This is a genomic window from Nocardia sp. NPDC004722, from assembly GCF_053601505.1.
In genome coordinates, this window is sequence record NZ_JBSGBY010000126.1 from 1 (window position 1) to 16,308 (window position 16,308).

A 16,308-nucleotide genomic window follows, 5' to 3' on the forward strand; every position below is an offset into this window, starting at 1 on the left:
GACGACAGGAAGCCGCACACCCCTCGGTGTGCGGCTTCTTCCTTATCGCGGAGTAATCAGCTGATGGCGGCGAGCGCCTCTTTGACCTGCGCCAGACTCGGATTGGTGGCGGTCGAACCGTCCCGGTATTTGATCGTCGGCACCACATGGTTGCCGTTGTTCACGCTGCCGACGAATTCGGCGGCCTCCGGGTGGTCTTCGATATCGATCACCTCGTAGGTGATCCCGGCCTCGTCGAGCTGGGTCTTGAGACGACGGCAGTAGCCGCACCAGGTCGTCGAGTACATGGTCAGGTCGGTGGCAGTCACGAGTCGTGCAACATACTCCGGCCTGATCGTGTTCCCCTCGGCGGCCCACTGTGAGCGGATCGAAGCTCAGGGGTTGACGGAAGAATAGTAAGCGCGCATACTATTTTCATGACGCAGATCGCCGAAGCCACCGCCACCTCGACCGCTACCCCCGCCGCCTTCTTCGCCAAGTGGGCCGACATGGCCACCTGGCCGGAGTGGAACCAGGACACCGAATGGGTCCGCCTCGACGGCGAATTCGTTCAGGGCGCGACCGGAGTCCTCAAGCCCAAGGGCGGCCCCAAGACCAAGTTCGTCGTCACCAAGCTCACCGACACCGAATTCATCGACTCGTCCAAGCTGATCGGCGCGCGGCTGATCTTCGCCCACGAGGTCACCGTCGCCGACGGCCGCACCACCGTCACCGTGCGGGTTTCCTTCGAAGGTCCGTTGCGCGGGCTGTGGAACAAGATCATGGGCAAGGATCTCGCCGCCTCCCTGCAGCGCGATGTCGACGCGCTGGTCGCCGCCGCCGAGGCGGTGCTGGTATGACCAGGTACTGGCTCGGGGTCGTCTCCCGCGACCACGTCCGCCGGGGCGTGGAACTCGGCTTCGCACAGGCCAATCACGGCAAACGCGCCGCCGTGGAACGCATGACGCCCGGCGACGGGCTCGTCTACTACTCGCCCCGCACCGGCATGCGCGAGGGCGAACCGATCAAATCCTTCACCGCCCTCGGCACCATCGCCGAGGGCCCGGCCTGGCAGGTCGACGAACAGGGCGGCTGTTTCCGCCCCTGGCGGCGCGCGGTCGACTACGACCGCGACGCCCGTCAGGTCTCGATCGACGAGCTACGCACCGAACTCGACCTGACCAGCACGCCCAACTGGGGCATCGTGCTGCGGCGCGGCCTGATCGAACTCACCGAGCACGATTTCGAACTCATCTCCCGCGCTATGGTCGGCCAGTGACGAATGGCGGACTACACACCGAGTTCGAGGACGCCGACGAAAGCCCCGGCCTCTTGCTCTGGCAGGTGACCAATCGCTGGCAGGCCGCCCAACGCGCGGCCCTCGCCCCCTTCGACCTGACCCACGTCCAATTCGTCCTGCTCGCCGCCCTGACCTGGCTCACCGGCCACTCCGCCGGTGACCCGGTCACCCAGCGCGACATCGCCGACCAGGCCGCCACCGACCCCATGATGACCTCCCAGGTCCTACGCACCCTGGAACAAAAGGGCCTCCTCGAACGCCGCGACCACCCCACCGACAAACGCGCCAAATCCCTCGTCCCCACCGAATCCGGTACGTCCCTGGTGAATCGGGCCATCGTCGCCGTCGAAGCCTGCGACCGCGAATTCTTCCAGCCGCTGGGGGAGCGCACCGCCCGCTTCACCGCTGCGCTCCGCCAACTGCGAGACCGCGACGCCGCAAGCGGCTGAGCGCCGACGTGCGCGTGTGTGGAACAGTCCGGTCGTCACGACTGGTATCGAGTGCTGCCTTCGATCGGGTGGGTGGTGCTGACCAATTTCGCGTAGCAGTGGTCGCGGTCGAATCCGTTGGTGGCGCACCAGTTGAGCGCGCCGTCGGGGGTGGGGAAGGAGATTCCGGCGATTGTGATCCAGAAGTCGGTGTAGCTGAAGGTCGACCATTCGCCCGACCACAGCAGCCGGGCGGTCGGGAAGCGTTGGCGCAGTTGGAGATGTTCGCGGAGGATGTCGGCGTTGTGCCAGGTGATGCCCTCGGCGAACAGGTCGAGGCGTTTCGAACTGAGCTGGGGTACCCAGCGGTCCGCGAGCTCGCGTAACACGTTGACGCGATCGGCGGCTGCGGTCGCTTGCAGCCCGGTCAGGCTCAGGGCCTCCGAGTCGGTGCCCGTGGCGGCAACCGGAGCCGCCGTCACCACGTCGCCGCTCGCGCGGGCCGTCGTATTCGGTGCGCCCGAAGTGCCTGCCCGGTCGATCTGGACGCGCAGGTCCGTTGTGCCGGACAGGGTGTCGGCGGGCTGCCAGAACTGACCTCCGGGGAATCGGAACACCCGCTGCGTGGATCCGGGCGGGGACGGCACGGTCGTCGGTGAGCCGGACAGGTCGAAGGTCGCGGCCGCCACCGTCCGGCCGGACGTCGTCACCGTGACACTGGTCCGGCTGGCGGACAGCACATCCCCGTCGGGACAGGCCGCGACGATGTTCATCGTGAGATCGAGCGCATCGCCGGCGGCGGCAGCCTTGGTGACCGAGAGTTGTGGTGGAGCAGCGCAGGCGGACGCCGGATGAGACCCTGCCACTACCACGCTTGGGTGTCCGCTGGAGCCGCTCCGGTCGAACCACAGGAACCCGCCCACCACGAGGACGACCACGACACCGAGGGCTGCCCATCGGCCCCGCCGGGTGATCGGGGTGGCGCGAGCGACAGGGCCCGGCACCGGGTATCCGGGAGGTTGCGGGCGGGGGACGGTGCCCGGGTACGGAGTGGGCAGCGGCTGCGCGGCCGGGTGCACCACGGTTGTCGGCGAAGGGTTTGTCTGCCACGGGATTCGGGTTGTCGGACCCGACGCCGCCATGGTGGTCGCGGACTGCGGTCCGTAGGTCGACGCGGTTCCGGCGGCATCGGTCAGCGCCGGTATCCAGTCGGCTGGGGCGGGTCGCAGCGATGGTGTGGCCGACAATGCCGCGACGGTGAGGCGCCGCACGGCGGACGGCACATATGTGGGCAGTTTGTCGGGTTCCCTGGTGAACTGGTCGCCCGCGAACAAGCGCAGTGCGAGCAATCCGAACTTGTACGCATCGGACTGCGGCGTGGCGAGTTCCTCGCCCGGGTTGGCGGTCTCCACATCCCATTCCGGTGTCTCGACCTGCCTGCTGACCGTGCGTGCGCCGGACCGCATGGCGTCGCAGTCGATGAAATAGGTCGCCCGGCGCGGGTGCAGGGAGAACAACAGATTCATCGGCGACATGTCACCGACCACGATCCGCCTGCAGTGCAGCACGCTCAGCGATTCCGCGGTATGGATCAGTAATTCGTACCGATCGCGGTCGGTCAGCGGGATGTTGCGTCGCAGCAGCACCGAATCCTCGTTGAGCAGATGCTGGAACTGCGCCGTCACGGATTTCCGGCCCGACTGGACGGTCATTGCGACGAAGAACTCGCCCGGAATGGCGGGCATGACGAATCCGATGACCCGGTTCGAGGCGTCCTCCTCGACCAGTCGGCATGGCCACGCTGCCCGCGAGAGCAGGTCGTATCCGTCGGTGAAGGGCAGCGATTCGAGATAGTCGGGCATCGCTTCCAGGGCCGCGACGTCGAGGGTGGCCAACACCTTCGGCTTGTATTCCTTGTAGACCAACGAGTTCGCGTACTGCATGCGGACGTTCGGCGCGTCGTACACGACGCCCTGTCCACCTTCCGCCAGCCACCGCAGCGCTCCCAGCTGGGACCGCTTCAATCGTTGCTGTGCCATGGCTGGTCCGTCCCGCCCGCCGCGGGCCAGACGGCGACCAGGGTGCGGTCGTCGTCGAAGGTCTCGCGAGAGAAATCCAATAGGTGCGCGAATTCGATCGGCGCGGGCACCCGTCCGGTGAACGCGTCGCGGAACAACGCGCCCACGCTGCCGGTGCCGCCGCCCAGCGGATCGCCGAAACCGTCTGTCCCGATGAGCAATACCTCGCCCGGCCAGACGATGACCTCCGCCGGATCCACTTCGTGCGGTACTTGTGGCAGGCCGCTCACCGCCGAGGAGGTCAGCCCGGCCTCGGTTGCTTCCTTGCCGCCCCAGACCCGGGTGAAGACACCGTCGGAGAGTAGCCACGCGCCGGAGTCGCCGACCCCGGCGATCGCTGCTGTGAGTGTGCCGTCGTTGTTCAGTTCGAACACCGCGCACGTGAGGGTCGTGGCGAGCGCCAATTCGGCGCGGGCCGGGTCCACCTCGGGCATCGCCAGGGTGGTAGCGGCGACCTCATTCAGTTTCCAGGCGGTGTTCTCGAACAGCGATCGCCAGGCGATATCCCCTAGCACGGAGGCATTCTCGGCTTCGAGCCACTGGGACGCGTAGCGCACCGCGGTCGTGGAGCCGATGTGCGACTGCGTCGCCGCCGCCACTCCGTCGGCGACAGTAACGATCAGTCGCAGGTGGCCGTCCGGTAGCGCGATCGCCAGATCGTCCTGGCGCGGAGCGCCGTTGAAGCGATGCAGGTGACCCCGCAGCGACGCGGCGCGGACGGTGAATCCGTCCGCCGACCAACCGTCGATGACCGTGTCGGGCCGGTAGGGAGCGCGCAAATACTCGGATCCGATGGCCCTGGGCTCGAATTCGGGTGTCGGGTCGCCGACCACGATCGGACGGCTCGAGGGCCAGTCCCGCACGTCCACATCGGGCCCCGTATCGGCGGTCTCGGCCGGACCGGCCGAGGGCGGCGGTTCGCCGGGCCCGGGCGTGTGGGGGATTCGCTTGTCGCGCTTGGACATCGACCACATCAGACGGTGTCCACCGCGAGCGAGAGGAAGTTCTCCGGCTTCTGGATCTGCAGTGACGCGTGCCCGGACGCCAGTGCCTGGCCGGAGTTGATCACCGACTGGGTGAGTGCGGTGATGAAGGTGGAGATAGCCAGTCCCGTGTCGGTGCCCGCCGCGGCGATGAACGCGTAGCGCGGATCGGTGGCAACCTGTTTGATCACCTCGGCATTGGCCCTGCCGATCCCGAATGCCAGGATGTTCGGGCGCGCGGCGAACCCCGTCAGCCGGGCGTGTTCGGCCTGCCACGGGTCCCCGGAGTTGGGCGCGCCGTCGGTGAGGAAGAACACCGCGGGCCGGTTCACCAGGTAGCCATCGGCTTTGAGGTTGGCGATATCGGTGGGTATGCGATCGGTGAGCGCGGCGAAGGCGGCGGCGAAGGATGTCGACCCGCGAGCGGACAGCCGCGGCATGATGTCGAGGTGGCGCAGGTCGGTGGGATCGAGATGGCAGACCGCGGTATCGGAGAACCCGACAACACAGAATCGGACCTTGGCGGCGGCCATCGACGCCATTTGCAGCGCATCGACGAGACTAGCCAGTCCGGAATTCAGATCATCGATGTCGTCGGACATCGAATATGACTCATCCGCAACAAAATAGACCGGTAGGACTGTTGCTTTCGGCTCGGTCATGATGCGACCGCCTTTCTTCCAACACGGTGAACGTCGAGTAAAACCGATGCGCCACCGGACGTCTGGTTGCAGAATGAGTATCGGATGGTCGGGGCGGCGAGTGAATTCGAGGGCGGGAATAATGCGCGAAGTCTCACCATTCGTCCAAATCGATGATCTCGTCCTGAACAGCCCGGGCGAACAGGGCCGCTTTGGTGGCGGCGGCGCGCCCCGCCGCCAGGTACTTGGCGCGAATGCGCGCGATGTGCGTACTCACTGTCGAGACCGACAGATAAAGCTCATGGGCGGCCGCGTCTTTCGAGTCGCAGCGCAACCAAGCGAGCAGCACCTCGATTTCGCGCGGACTCAATGCGGGACGGGTGTGCGGTGGCGAATAGACGACTGGCACGGACATCGGTATTCCTTCCCGCGGCGGCGTCACTGCGTCGCCACCGGTGCGAACCACGATCCTCGGAAAGCTATCCGGAAACAGCGGGGCAAATCGCCCTCTTGCCGCGTGGGCCGGGCGGAAACCCGTGCTTCCGGCGGCCTCTCGGCAACATATTGCTCGACGGCAGGAAGCCAGGCATGACCTCGACCATGGATTATCGGATCCTGGTGGCGTCACCGCTGGGCAAGGTGGTGGAGCCCGCGTTCGCCACGCTCTTCCCGAAGTCCACCGTCGCGATCGCCGTCGATCGGGAAGCGGTGCGGCGCAACATCATGGACAATGTCCGCTTCGATGTGGTGCTCACCGATCTGGTGTGGAATCGCCCGCAGCTCGCGCTGGAGCTGGCCTTCGACGGGCTGGACGTGCTGCGGTTGATGCACGAGGCCGACCGGGTCGCGCCGGTGATCTTGGCGGCGCAGGGGCACAGTCTGGAACGGGAGCATCTGGAAGAGGCCAGGCGGCGGCCCGAAGTCGCTGCGGTGTACCAGAAGTCGACCGGACTCGAGCCGCTGTGCGCCGCGATCCGCGCCGTCGCGCACGGCCGCCGCGAGACGGTGACCGGTTCGGTGCATCCCACGCCGCTGTGCGAACTGTTCGTGGGCCGGCGGGGTGAGACCGCGGCCCGGCTGGCGGGTGCGATCGCCTCGGGCCGCGCCGTCGACCTCACCTCCCTCGCCGAGGTCGCTGGAGTGGGCACGAACACCGCGAGCAAGGTCTCCAATCACTATCTTGGGCCGATCATTCGCGAACGGGGCGAACACGATCCCGAGCAGCCCATGACACTGCCGGTGGTGGCCCGTTGGTGCGGGCTGCACATGCGCTACATCGTGAGCTGGTGCCGACGCCACGGCAACGGCGACGTTGTGCAGCCCTACGGCTAGATCGGGGGATCGGTGCGGGTGCAGTCGAGACAACCGGTCTCGCTGCACGAGAGGACCGCAGCGATGTCTGCACCCACCCCACCCCTGGAGGGCCGCGGCTTCATCCGCGCCCGAAACGTCCTGCGTCGCGCCGCGCGCGACGTACCGGCCTACCGGAACTTCCTCAGCGCCAATGGAATCGATGTCGAGAACCTGCGGACGGCCGCGGATTTCGCGCTGGTACCGCCGACCGACAAGGCCGTCTATCTCACCCGGCACGAAATGCCCGACTTGATGCAGTCCGGCCGAATCACTCGCGCGGCTATCTGGTCGACGAGCTCCGGGCAGTCGGGCAGCCCGACTTACTGGCCGCGCGGGCGCCGTGCCGCTACCGAGGCGATCGCACTGTTCTCCCGGATCATCCGGGCGGGGTTCGGGGCCGGTACCCGATCCACACTGCTCGTGGTGGGTTTCGCCATGGGTGATTGGATCGGCGGCACGTGCACCATGATGGCCGGAATCGGACTGCACGAGCGTGGCGCGCGAGTGTCGGTGATCGCCCCCGGTATCGACGTCGACGCGATTCTGCACGACATCGCCGTGCTGGGGCCGAACTACGACCAGATAGTGTTCGCCGCCTATCCGCCCTTTGCCAAGGACGTGCTCGATCGGGCCGGAGATGACATCCTGCGGCAGAACATCAAACTCGTTCTCGCCGGGGAGATCATCAGCGAGGGTCTGCGCGATCATTTGCTCGATCGGCTCGGCAAACCGGATCGTCCCGGGGACATCCGTCTGATCTACGGTGCGGCCGAGGCGGGGATTCTGGCCCACGAAACCGACACCTCGATCGCGGTGCGACGGCTCGCGGCCGCCGATCCGGCGCTGTACCGCAGGCTCTTCGGGAATGCCCCGGTGGCTCCGACGCTGGTGGAGTACGACCCTGAGTATCGGTACTTCGAGACCGATGACGAGGACCGGTTGCTGTTCACCGTGGAGAACGAACTGCCCTTGGTTCGCTACCGCATCGGTGATGTGGGCCGGGTTCTGACCGCGGGGGAGGTCGAGGATGCGTTGCGCGCGTCCGGATACCCCCTGCCGGTGATCACTTCGGCATCCGGGTGCGGCTTCGTGACCGTGCAGGGCCGCCCGGACGTCGCGACGACGATCTATGCCGTCAAGTTGTACCCCGACGGTGTACATGCCGCGTTGGCCGACCCGCGGCTGACGGCGGTGACGAGTGGAAAGTTCGTGCTGGACACCGTGATCGGCGCCGACCACTCGCAGACCCTCACGCTCGATATCGAACTGACGTCCGGCGCGCACGTCGATGCCGACATGCGAGAGGCGCTGCGCATGCTCGTCGTGGCCGCGCTCGAGCGGACCAGCACCGAGTACCGCCGCCTACGCGAGACTCTCGGTGGACGTGCGGAACCGGTGATCACCCTGCACCCCTACGGCAGCTCGAAGTTCCTCTACACCACGAAGATCCGCTGGACGGGAGGGAACCGATGAGGTCGGAGATGATCGAGATCCTCGATCCCGCCACCGATTCCGCCGCCATCGCGGCGGTGCTGGCGCCGGAGTCCGGATACCGGTTCGTCGACGGATGGGCGACCGCACTGCCGGACCTGGCCGCACTGGACCGGATGTCCGCTCCCGGGCGACCACTCGATACCGACGGCTACATCGACGCGGTATGGCCGCCCGAACTGCTCGAGCGCGCGAGCCGGTACATCGTCTACCCGTGGCGGGGCACGGTCGTGAAAATGCCGGAGCCCCACTACTACCGGTGGCTGCGCAGCGCCCGGAACCGCTATCTGATCGATCACGACGAGCAGTCGCGATGGGCCGGCGCGCTGGTCGGGATCGCCGGGCTGAGCGTGGGGTGCTCGGTGCTGACGGCCTGCGCGCTCACCGGCGCCGGGCGATTCCGGATGGCCGACCTCGACGTGCTCGGGCCGACCAACCTCAACCGGCTTTCCGCCTCGGTGTGTGATCTCGGCATGCCCAAACTCGAACTGGCGCAGCGTCGTACGCTCGAGCTGGATCCTTACGCCGAGATCGAGGCCTTCCCCGACGGGTACACGCCCGACCTGGCGGCAGAGTTCCTGGGCATCGGGGCGGGTCGCGAACCGCTGGCCGTGCTGCTCGAGGAGATGGACAACCTGGCCATGAAGGTGGACATCCGACTGCGGGCGCGGCAGGCCGGGATACCGGTGCTGATGGTGACCGACAACGGCGACAACGTGATCCTCGACGTCGAGCGCTACGACCTGGATCGCGACTATCCGCTGTTCCACGGCCGCGCCGACGGTCTCGGTGAATTGACCGCGGCGCGGCTGTCGGATCCGCGGACCCGGGTGCGGCTCGCAAACCTGCTGGTGGGGGCGGAGGTGACGCCGCGCACTCGCTATTCGCTCACGGAGGTCGGGCGCAGCCTGCCCTCGTGGCCACAGCTGGGAACGGCCGCCACCGCCGCCGGGGCGTTGGGCGCGTTGGCCGCCCGGTTGCTGGTCACCGGGACCGAAATACCCTCTGGCCGTTACCGTCTCCGCCTGGACGAGGCGATTCTCGGGGCGGCGGCGAGCGGCAGCGACCGGTGGAACGAACTGTCGGAGGAAGAGTTCGCGGCGTTGATGGCGCGCTACTGAGCGGTCATCGCGCCCGCAGGCCGGACACGAGAATGCGGCCGACGACGGCCGCATTCTCTTCCGGCGACTCCCGGCGGTGGGTGAAGCAGCGCAGGAACAGAGTGTTGGTGATGGTCGCGGCCGTGTCGAACGGGGAGGGCGAATCCACGAAAATCCCGTTCCGCCTGCCCTGTTCGAGGATGGGAACGAGTAACTGGGGAAAGTTCAGCTCTTCCCGGATCGACATCGTCCCGGCGGGTTCGGCGACGGTGTCGCGGGTGACAACCATGATCAGCGCATCCATGAACGCGGATTCCGTGGCGACCAGGGTCGCGCACCGGGTCAGATGATTGGCGAGGATATCGGTCTCGGGCACCCCGATCAGCTGTTCGTCCTCGATCGACTGCGCCAGCCCGACGAACCCCGGACGCAGGCCGCCCACGATGAGGTGCGCCTTGGTGGGGAACAGCCGGTGCGTGACCGCCACCGGAATATCGGCGCGGGCGGCGATGGCCGATAGGTTCGTCTGGAAGTATCCGCGTTCGGCGAACTCGGTGCGGGCCGCGTCCAGCAGCGCCGACCGCGGATCCCGCACCGGACGCTCGGGTTGCCTTGGGACGTTGTCGAATCCGATCAGCACGTCGTCGATGTGCTCGTGCTGCTCGCCCGTGTCGACGGCGGCATTGACAAGCGCGAGCAGGGTATCGGCCAGCAGCCGGGCGGAAACCGAGTCCAGATCCGCACACCGGCGGATTCCGAATCCGTCGATCACCGCGGTTGCGGCGGCGGTGAACTTGGCGGCGGTGAATGGCTTGCGGAACAGCACCGCACCGGTGCCCGACAGCTCTTCGACGGCCTCGAGCACGGACCGTTCGCGCCGGGCATAGGCCCTGCGGGTCTCGCGAGCGGTGCCGGTGTCGGCGGCTCCGAGGACGATGGCCAGCATCAGCCGGGTGGCCGACCGCCCGTCGCGGGTGCGCTCGAAGTGGTGCTCCGCCAGCGCTCGAATTGCCTGACGGCGATCACCGCCTGCGGTATGCAGCGCCTCGCGCACGGCCGCACGCACCAATTCCGGCTCGGGCGTGGGCTCGTCGATCAGGCTCGCGGTCACCGCGGCGAGGAATTTCGGCTTCGTGCCGAATCGGCGGTAGAACGTCGCGTGGGACACTCCGGCCCGCAGGACCGCCTCCTCGACTCGCAGGCCGCGCTCGAGCACCCGCCTCGGGTACTGGGCGAGCAGATCCGCGCCGGCCACGGCCAGTTGCCGAGCCGATCGATCGTCTGTCATCGCAAGCCAGATCGAGGATCGAGGCACCGCCGTTACGCGGCCGTGAGACCGAACGCTCTCAGGCGCGAGTATCCGGTCCGCCGGCCGACAGTGACCTCGGGGTCCGCGGCGAATTTGATTGACCCATGACCGACACACACCCGTCCTTCTCGGGCGAAAACGATGACGACGCACGGCAACCGGCACGGGTCCCGAGACTGAGCGACCGCGAACGTGAGGTGCTGCGGGCGTGGATCCACTGCGATTCCAAGGACGTGGTGTCGAAGCGGCTCGGTATCGCGTTGAGCACCGTGAACACCCATCTGCTGCGGATCCGGGAAAAATACGACGCGGTGGGCCGCCCCGCGCACACGAAGGCCGGGCTGGTGGCCCGCGCGCTCCAGGACGGCTGGATCGCGCTGGCGGAGTTGTGAATCCGGCGTTCGGCGCCGTCGTGATTCGCGGCGCTGTCAGCGCGACAGCGGATCGATGCCGCCGGATCGCAATGCCGCGCGGGTCCCGGCGGCCAGGAAGTCGGCGAGCGAGGCCGCCCGCTCCGAGGTCGCGCCCCGGCCCGCGCCGGTGAATATCGCCCGCGCGTCGTCGGCCGCCAGCACGAAAACGACATCGACGGTCACACAGCGCTGTGCGACCACAGCCATGGCGACGATGATCCGGCCGCGGTCACCGTACCGCCGGCGCGCCAGGACCGGGTCGAGATCTCGGGCGCGCGGATGGTCGATCGCGATCACATTGTCGTACTGCCACTTCGGGCCGGACCGTTCACCCGCCCGGCGCACCGCATCGTGCACGGCATCGATAAGCGAGCCGAGCCGACCGGCCGACACGCTGACCTCGTAGGCCTGGCGGGGACTCACGACCTCCAGTGTGCGCCACCGCCGGAGGACCCGGCAGTCGACGATTCGACCTACAGCCTCGACACCGAGGTCCACGCCGGCAGCGGCGTACTCGCCTTTTCATCTGTTCGGCGGATACTGCGGGATCCGGCTCGCTCGTATCGTTTTCGCCATTCACCGGATTCGGCGCGAATCGAGAAAGGAACGCCGAAATGAGTCAATGCGAGAAATGCTACAAGCATCTCAACGACTGCCAGTCATGCAAGGGCAGAGGCGGCAGCAGCGGATTGGCGGGCCGCCTGCACTGCTCGGCCTGTCAGAGCACCGGCCTCGTGTGCAATACGCACGGTGGCTACTGGAAGAAGTGACGAATTCCCATGAACCCCTGGATCGCCGGGATTCTCGCTATCGTGATCTATGAACTCGTCGGGGTCGCGGTGGCGAAAGTTCTGTACCCTCGTCGTCACGGCATCGCCATCAAGATAATCAATGGCGGTTGGGGTGCGACGCCCGCACTGCCGATCGTGCTGCTCTGGCCGCTGTGGCTGGCATTGCCGGGACTGCGCAATCCGGAATTGTGTCGCCATCCGCATCACATCATGGCGCGCGACGAAGCGCGCGCGATGCCGGAGCGTTTCCGGGCCGCGGCCGCCCGCGACGAACACTATCGATGAATGCACGCCGCCGACGGGGATGAGCATGAGCGAATCACCCTGGCCGAGCGTCCTTCTCCAGCGTGGACTCGGACTGCTGGAGGAGGGCGCACCCGCCGACGCCTTGCCGGTGCTGCGGGCCGCGCTGGCCGAATGCGACGGTCCCGACCGGATCGAACACAGCGCTGAATGCCTGTACTGGATCGGGGGCGCGCACGCGACGCTGGAGGAATTCGAAACCGCCACAGGTGCGTACCGGCGCGCAGCGGACCTGCTGGCGGACGCGCCGCTGTGGGAGCTGCCCACGGCATGTGCGGAGATGGCTGGTCGCGGGCTGGTCATGCTCGAGCGTCCGGCCGAGGCGCTGCCCTATCTGCGCAGGGCCGCAACGGGATTGGAAGATGGGGACGACACGGCCGAACAAGCCGAGATCGGCGAGATGTTCGGCGATGCGCTGCGGGTGGCCGAGCAGTACGACGAGGCGATGAGCGTCCTGCGGCAGGCAGCGGATCGCTATCTGGCCCTCGACCGGATCCTCGACGCGGCGGACTGCCGCGAATCCTGTGGCGACGTGGCCATCGAGCAGGGCGACACGATCAGCGTTCGCGACGAACATCTCGCCGCCCGAGAGCTTTTCGCGCACGGGGGCGAGGCCGAGAGCGTCGCGCTCTGCTCCTATGTCATCGCCAAGGCGAGCGCGGAATTGGGGGACACCGCCACTGCGGAGCGGGAGTTCGGGCGGGCGCGGACCGAAGCGATCGCACTGGGCAACCACGCCGGGGCCGCCGAGTGCGGCGAGCTACTCGCGGAACTGTATCTCGCCGACGGACGAACCGCCGAGGGGTCGGCCGCGCTGAGCGCTGCGGGTTCAGCGCACAGCGCGGCCGGGGACTACGAGCACGCCGCCGCGAATCACTGGCGCGCATCGGAACTCATGTTGCGGGCGGGACGCTACGACACGGGGATCTCGTCGTACACCACCGCCCTGGATGAACTTCTCGCGGCCGGTCATCCCGAATTGGTGGCCGCCGGTCGGCTCGGACTCGGCATGCTCCTGCAGAACTGTGGTCGGCTGTCCGAGGCGACGGACGCATTCGCTCGCGCTCGCGACTACTACGAGTCCGCGTCGATGCCGCTCGACGTGGCGGAATGCGATACGCATCTGGCGACGATCCTGTTCACCGGGGAACGCATCGCGGAGGCCGACGTGCTGTTGCGCAGCGCAACGGCCGCGTTCGACGAGCATCGCGACGATCCTCGATACGCCCAGGCGCTGCGCTACTCCGCTGTGCTGCAAGAGTTTCGCGGCTCCGTCACGCAGGCGCGGGCCACGCTGGCCGAAGCGCGGCGGTATGCCGCTGCGTCGGGATCGCAGGATGCGGTACGAGCTTGCATGCTCGACGAGGCCAGACTGATCCTGAACAACGGCGGCGACCTGCCGGCGGCGTTCCCATTGCTCGAGGAGGCCCGCGCGAGCGCCGAGCGAGATCAGGAATGGCCGATCGCCGCGCAGTGCATCGAATTCACCGGTCTTTGTCAGCTCCGGCAGGAACGATACGCGGAAGCCGAGGCGACGTTGACTCGGGCGCGTGACGCCTACGAGCTGCTCGGGCTGCCGACCCAGGTCGCCCTCGTCGAGCTGCACCTGGGCCACGTGTATTCCATGACGGGCCGCTTCGCCGCGGCCGAAGCGGCGATCGCGCGTTGGCGCGCCACCGCGAAGTCGCTCGATATCGACCGGAATTTCGCGGTGGCCGAGAACATGATCGGTGCGGTGCATCTGAAGGCCGGTAGGTATCCAGCGGCCGCGGAAGCCTTTCGGGCCGCCGCCGCGTCGCTCGATCAAGCGGGTCAGCCCTTCCAGGCCGCGGTCAGCCGGTTGAACCTCGGTGCGGCGGTCATGTTGCAGCGCGAGTTCAGTGCTGGTATCGCCCTGATGACCGCGAGTATCGAGGTATTGGGCGCCGATCCCTTCTATCGCCTGTACCGCGCCTCGGGGCTGACGAACCTCGGCGTCACCGAGGTGTACATCGGCCGCGCCGCCGAGGGGGTGGCGCATCTGACGCAGGCGCGAGAGCTGTACGCCGAGTTGGGAATCGTGGTGGCGATGGCCAAGGCAGAGCTGATGGTAGCGCTCGCGGATTCGGTGCGAGGTGGGCCGCAGGACCAGCGCGGAGCGTTGGCCCGTGCGCTGCCCGCGATGGTGTTCATCGACGCGCAGCGCTTCGCCTTCGCGGACGCCCACGCTCGCATCTCGTGGAGCGTGCTGCATGCGGAGGTGCAGAAGGCGGTGTTCGACTGGGCATTCCGGCTCGGCGACACGACACTGATGGCCGATCTCATCGAGACGGCCATCAATTCGGGAACCCATGTGGCCGAGCGCGTCGCGCATACCCGCGAGGAGGGAGACCTCCAGGTCACCCTGGCCGCCTTGTCGGCCTCGGAAGCGGAAGCCACGGAAGCTGATGCGTCCCAGGCTTTCCCGGCGGGCGGTGCGGCGGCCCTGATCTCGGGCGCGATCCTGCCGATGCGGCCGCCGCCACGGTTGCGCATGCCGGATGGCCACGTGGCCCTCGCGGAGCATCTCGCGGTCGCGGATGCCCGGTATCGGTCGGTGGCGCGGCACGGGGAGGTGCGCGTGTGGTGAGTGAACAGGTCGGGGCCACGACGGAATCCGAGTCGATATCAACGCGCCGCGAGTTCGTCGGCTCGTGGGTGCGGGCATCGGCGCGGCGGAGGCCGACCGACCGCAAATGCCTGACCCATCAGGTGAACGCCTGGTCGCTGGATCTGTCGAAAACCGGCTGGGCGGCCGGCAGGTACGGCCCGGCGGCGATCAGCTGCGCGGGCGCGCCGCCGGGCCTGTCGCTGAGCGGCTGGCAGCGCGTCGGCGAGCTGTACGACGAGTTCGCGGATCCGCTGGCGCGGTATGTGGTCTCGTACTATTACGAGACATGGGCACTGCGTCCCACCGGTATTCCACACCGCTTGCGGGACCCCTTTCGTGAGCAGGCGCGATCGACCGCATGCACGGCCGTCCACCACCGCCTGCTGCACGGCTCGGTGCAGGAGGACGCCGTGCTGATGACCGAACCCGTCGCGGAGTCGTTCGTGGCCGAAATCGCCGCGGACGCGGTGAAACATCGTGTCGCACATCGAGCTTCGGCGATGCTGGCCTTCGCCGACGGCGTGCTCGATCAGGCCGCGCTGCTCGATCGCGATCATGTCGCGGTCGCCCTGCGCTGCGGACTGCCCGTCACCGCCGTGGAACCGCTCGTGGCCAACCTGATCGACACCGCCGACCGCCTGCTCGCGCAGTACTGCGACGAGCTTCCGACCGAGCACGCGGCGACCGCCCGCGCCGACGCGCTGCTGGGCTTCGCCGAGACCGAGTACATCGGTGTCGCCGAGCAGATCCGCCGCCATGTGCTGGCGGAGGCGGACCCGCCCGCCTGGCTCGAGCGCCGATCGGAACACCTCGGTGAGGCGAACGACCGGACCCACCGGGCACTGACCCGCGCGATCCGCCGAGGCTGCGTCATGACCGATGAAGATGCCAGGCGCATGTTCTACGGGCGGCTGGGTTGGCTCATCCGCCGCGACCGCAGATATCCCGGACAGCCGCCGGATGCCGGCCACCGGGTGGAACCGCCGCGCGATCCCCTGAACGATCTGTTCGCGGAGTTGCGGGACCTGCTGATCCGGCATGCGGGGGAGCTGCCTCCGGGGTTGTGCGGGTCGGCCGAACACGACATGGCGTTGCGGGTGCTGGAGCTGTCCGGATTGGAAGCCGAAATGCTGTTGCGCGACCTCGAAGTGCTGACCGCCTGGTGCTCCGAGCAGTGGACCGGACAGCGCCCCGACCGCGCCATCGCCATGGATCCGGCCGCGGCCGCGGATCTCGTCGTGCGGATCGTGCGATGGGCAGCCGAGCGAGCGGGGCTGCGGCCATGAGCGGACCCACCGGACCGGACGGTCGCGGCGGTGATCCGCAGCGGCTCGTGCTCGGCGGCATCGAAATGCGGCGTGGCCCGGCACCGTTGGCCTGGCAATCGGACATGGCCGCGGCGGTCGCGGAGATCCCGATCTCCGTGGGCGCCGGCACGTCGGTCACGGTCGACGCCGCGGATCCGGCCACGGTGCTCGCGTGGAGCCTGGACGCCGGCATCGGCCACGAC

Annotated in this window: 18 protein-coding genes; 11 read left to right on the forward strand and 7 right to left on the reverse strand. The window is 67.8% G+C overall.

The genetic code is table 11. From position 1 onward, the window contains the following. Positions 1-56: 56 nt before the first annotated feature. A complete protein-coding gene (locus ACWELQ_RS15070) occupies positions 57-308 on the reverse strand; it encodes a mycoredoxin (protein WP_452397617.1) in 252 nt (83 codons plus the stop codon). Between the two features lie 108 nt (positions 309-416). On the opposite strand from ACWELQ_RS15070, the gene ACWELQ_RS15075 reads away from it, so the two are divergent. Genes ACWELQ_RS15075 through ACWELQ_RS15085 form a run of 3 tightly spaced genes read left to right on the forward strand, consistent with a single transcriptional unit; the run spans position 417 to position 1,728 of the window. Beyond that, positions 417-839: an SRPBCC family protein gene (locus ACWELQ_RS15075; protein WP_452397618.1), complete on the forward strand. Its 423-nt coding sequence runs from the start codon at positions 417-419 to the stop codon at positions 837-839. Then, positions 836-1,258: an EVE domain-containing protein gene (locus ACWELQ_RS15080; RefSeq protein WP_452397619.1), complete on the forward strand. Its 423-nt coding sequence runs from the start codon at positions 836-838 to the stop codon at positions 1,256-1,258. The genes ACWELQ_RS15075 and ACWELQ_RS15080 overlap by 4 nt, the downstream gene beginning before the upstream one ends. Further along, the gene (locus ACWELQ_RS15085; RefSeq protein ID WP_452397620.1) at positions 1,255-1,728 is read left to right on the forward strand and encodes a MarR family winged helix-turn-helix transcriptional regulator; all 474 of its coding nucleotides are present in this window, start codon (positions 1,255-1,257) and stop codon (positions 1,726-1,728) included. The genes ACWELQ_RS15080 and ACWELQ_RS15085 overlap by 4 nt, the downstream gene beginning before the upstream one ends. A 35-nt stretch (positions 1,729-1,763) precedes the next feature. On the opposite strand, the gene ACWELQ_RS15090 is transcribed toward ACWELQ_RS15085, so the two are convergent. From ACWELQ_RS15090 to ACWELQ_RS15105, 4 genes are all read right to left on the reverse strand, one after another. Continuing rightward, on the reverse strand, positions 1,764-3,746 hold the full coding sequence (locus ACWELQ_RS15090) for a hypothetical protein (protein WP_452397621.1): 1,983 nt from the start codon (positions 3,744-3,746) through the stop codon (positions 1,764-1,766). Beyond that, positions 3,728-4,750, reverse strand: coding sequence for a protein phosphatase 2C domain-containing protein (locus ACWELQ_RS15095; protein ID WP_452397622.1), 1,023 nt, complete (start codon positions 4,748-4,750; stop codon positions 3,728-3,730). Before ACWELQ_RS15095 ends, ACWELQ_RS15090 begins: the two co-directional genes overlap by 19 nt. Before the next feature lie 8 nt (positions 4,751-4,758). After that, positions 4,759-5,430 carry a vWA domain-containing protein gene (locus ACWELQ_RS15100; RefSeq protein ID WP_452397623.1) on the reverse strand — a complete coding sequence of 224 codons (672 nt, stop codon included), beginning with the start codon at positions 5,428-5,430 and terminating at the stop codon, positions 4,759-4,761. A 133-nt stretch (positions 5,431-5,563) separates the two neighbouring features. Then, complete coding sequence (locus tag ACWELQ_RS15105; protein ID WP_452397624.1) at positions 5,564-5,824, reverse strand: LuxR C-terminal-related transcriptional regulator; 261 nt, start codon at positions 5,822-5,824, stop codon at positions 5,564-5,566. A 173-nt stretch (positions 5,825-5,997) separates the two neighbouring features. Here ACWELQ_RS15105 and ACWELQ_RS15110 point away from each other — a divergent pair, with 173 nt between their 5' ends. The 3 genes from ACWELQ_RS15110 to ACWELQ_RS15120 all read left to right on the forward strand — a co-directional run bounded on the left by ACWELQ_RS15110 (position 5,998) and on the right by ACWELQ_RS15120 (position 9,374). Beyond that, positions 5,998-6,741 carry an MSMEG_1198 family transcriptional regulator gene (locus ACWELQ_RS15110; protein ID WP_452397625.1) on the forward strand — a complete coding sequence of 248 codons (744 nt, stop codon included), beginning with the start codon at positions 5,998-6,000 and terminating at the stop codon, positions 6,739-6,741. A 63-nt stretch (positions 6,742-6,804) separates the two neighbouring features. After that, positions 6,805-8,235, forward strand: coding sequence for a phenylacetate--CoA ligase family protein (locus tag ACWELQ_RS15115; protein WP_452397626.1), 1,431 nt, complete (start codon positions 6,805-6,807; stop codon positions 8,233-8,235). Beyond that, complete coding sequence (locus ACWELQ_RS15120; protein ID WP_452397627.1) at positions 8,232-9,374, forward strand: ThiF family adenylyltransferase; 1,143 nt, start codon at positions 8,232-8,234, stop codon at positions 9,372-9,374. The genes ACWELQ_RS15115 and ACWELQ_RS15120 overlap by 4 nt, the downstream gene beginning before the upstream one ends. A 4-nt stretch (positions 9,375-9,378) precedes the next feature. Here ACWELQ_RS15120 and ACWELQ_RS15125 read toward each other — a convergent pair whose 3' ends face one another. Then, the gene (locus ACWELQ_RS15125) at positions 9,379-10,641 is read right to left on the reverse strand and encodes a TetR/AcrR family transcriptional regulator (RefSeq protein ID WP_452397628.1); all 1,263 of its coding nucleotides are present in this window, start codon (positions 10,639-10,641) and stop codon (positions 9,379-9,381) included. Between the two features lie 125 nt (positions 10,642-10,766). Here ACWELQ_RS15125 and ACWELQ_RS15130 point away from each other — a divergent pair, with 125 nt between their 5' ends. Then, positions 10,767-11,054, forward strand: coding sequence for a LuxR C-terminal-related transcriptional regulator (locus ACWELQ_RS15130; RefSeq protein ID WP_452397629.1), 288 nt, complete (start codon positions 10,767-10,769; stop codon positions 11,052-11,054). A 36-nt stretch (positions 11,055-11,090) separates the two neighbouring features. On the opposite strand, the gene ACWELQ_RS15135 is transcribed toward ACWELQ_RS15130, so the two are convergent. After that, positions 11,091-11,498, reverse strand: a complete 408-nt coding sequence (locus ACWELQ_RS15135) for a hypothetical protein (RefSeq protein ID WP_452397630.1) — start codon at positions 11,496-11,498, stop codon at positions 11,091-11,093. 356 nt (positions 11,499-11,854) lie between these two features. On the opposite strand from ACWELQ_RS15135, the gene ACWELQ_RS15140 reads away from it, so the two are divergent. The 4 genes from ACWELQ_RS15140 to ACWELQ_RS15155 form a co-directional block, all read left to right on the forward strand. Further along, on the forward strand, positions 11,855-12,151 hold the full coding sequence (locus ACWELQ_RS15140) for a hypothetical protein (RefSeq protein ID WP_452397631.1): 297 nt from the start codon (positions 11,855-11,857) through the stop codon (positions 12,149-12,151). Between the two features lie 25 nt (positions 12,152-12,176). Beyond that, complete coding sequence (locus tag ACWELQ_RS15145) at positions 12,177-14,777, forward strand: hypothetical protein (RefSeq protein ID WP_452397632.1); 2,601 nt, start codon at positions 12,177-12,179, stop codon at positions 14,775-14,777. Next, the gene (locus tag ACWELQ_RS15150; RefSeq protein ID WP_452397633.1) at positions 14,774-16,084 is read left to right on the forward strand and encodes a hypothetical protein; all 1,311 of its coding nucleotides are present in this window, start codon (positions 14,774-14,776) and stop codon (positions 16,082-16,084) included. The genes ACWELQ_RS15145 and ACWELQ_RS15150 overlap by 4 nt, the downstream gene beginning before the upstream one ends. Further along, positions 16,081-16,308, forward strand: a 228-nt coding sequence (locus ACWELQ_RS15155; RefSeq protein ID WP_452397634.1) for a hypothetical protein, incomplete at its 3' end; no start/stop codon positions are given. The genes ACWELQ_RS15150 and ACWELQ_RS15155, both read left to right, overlap by 4 nt.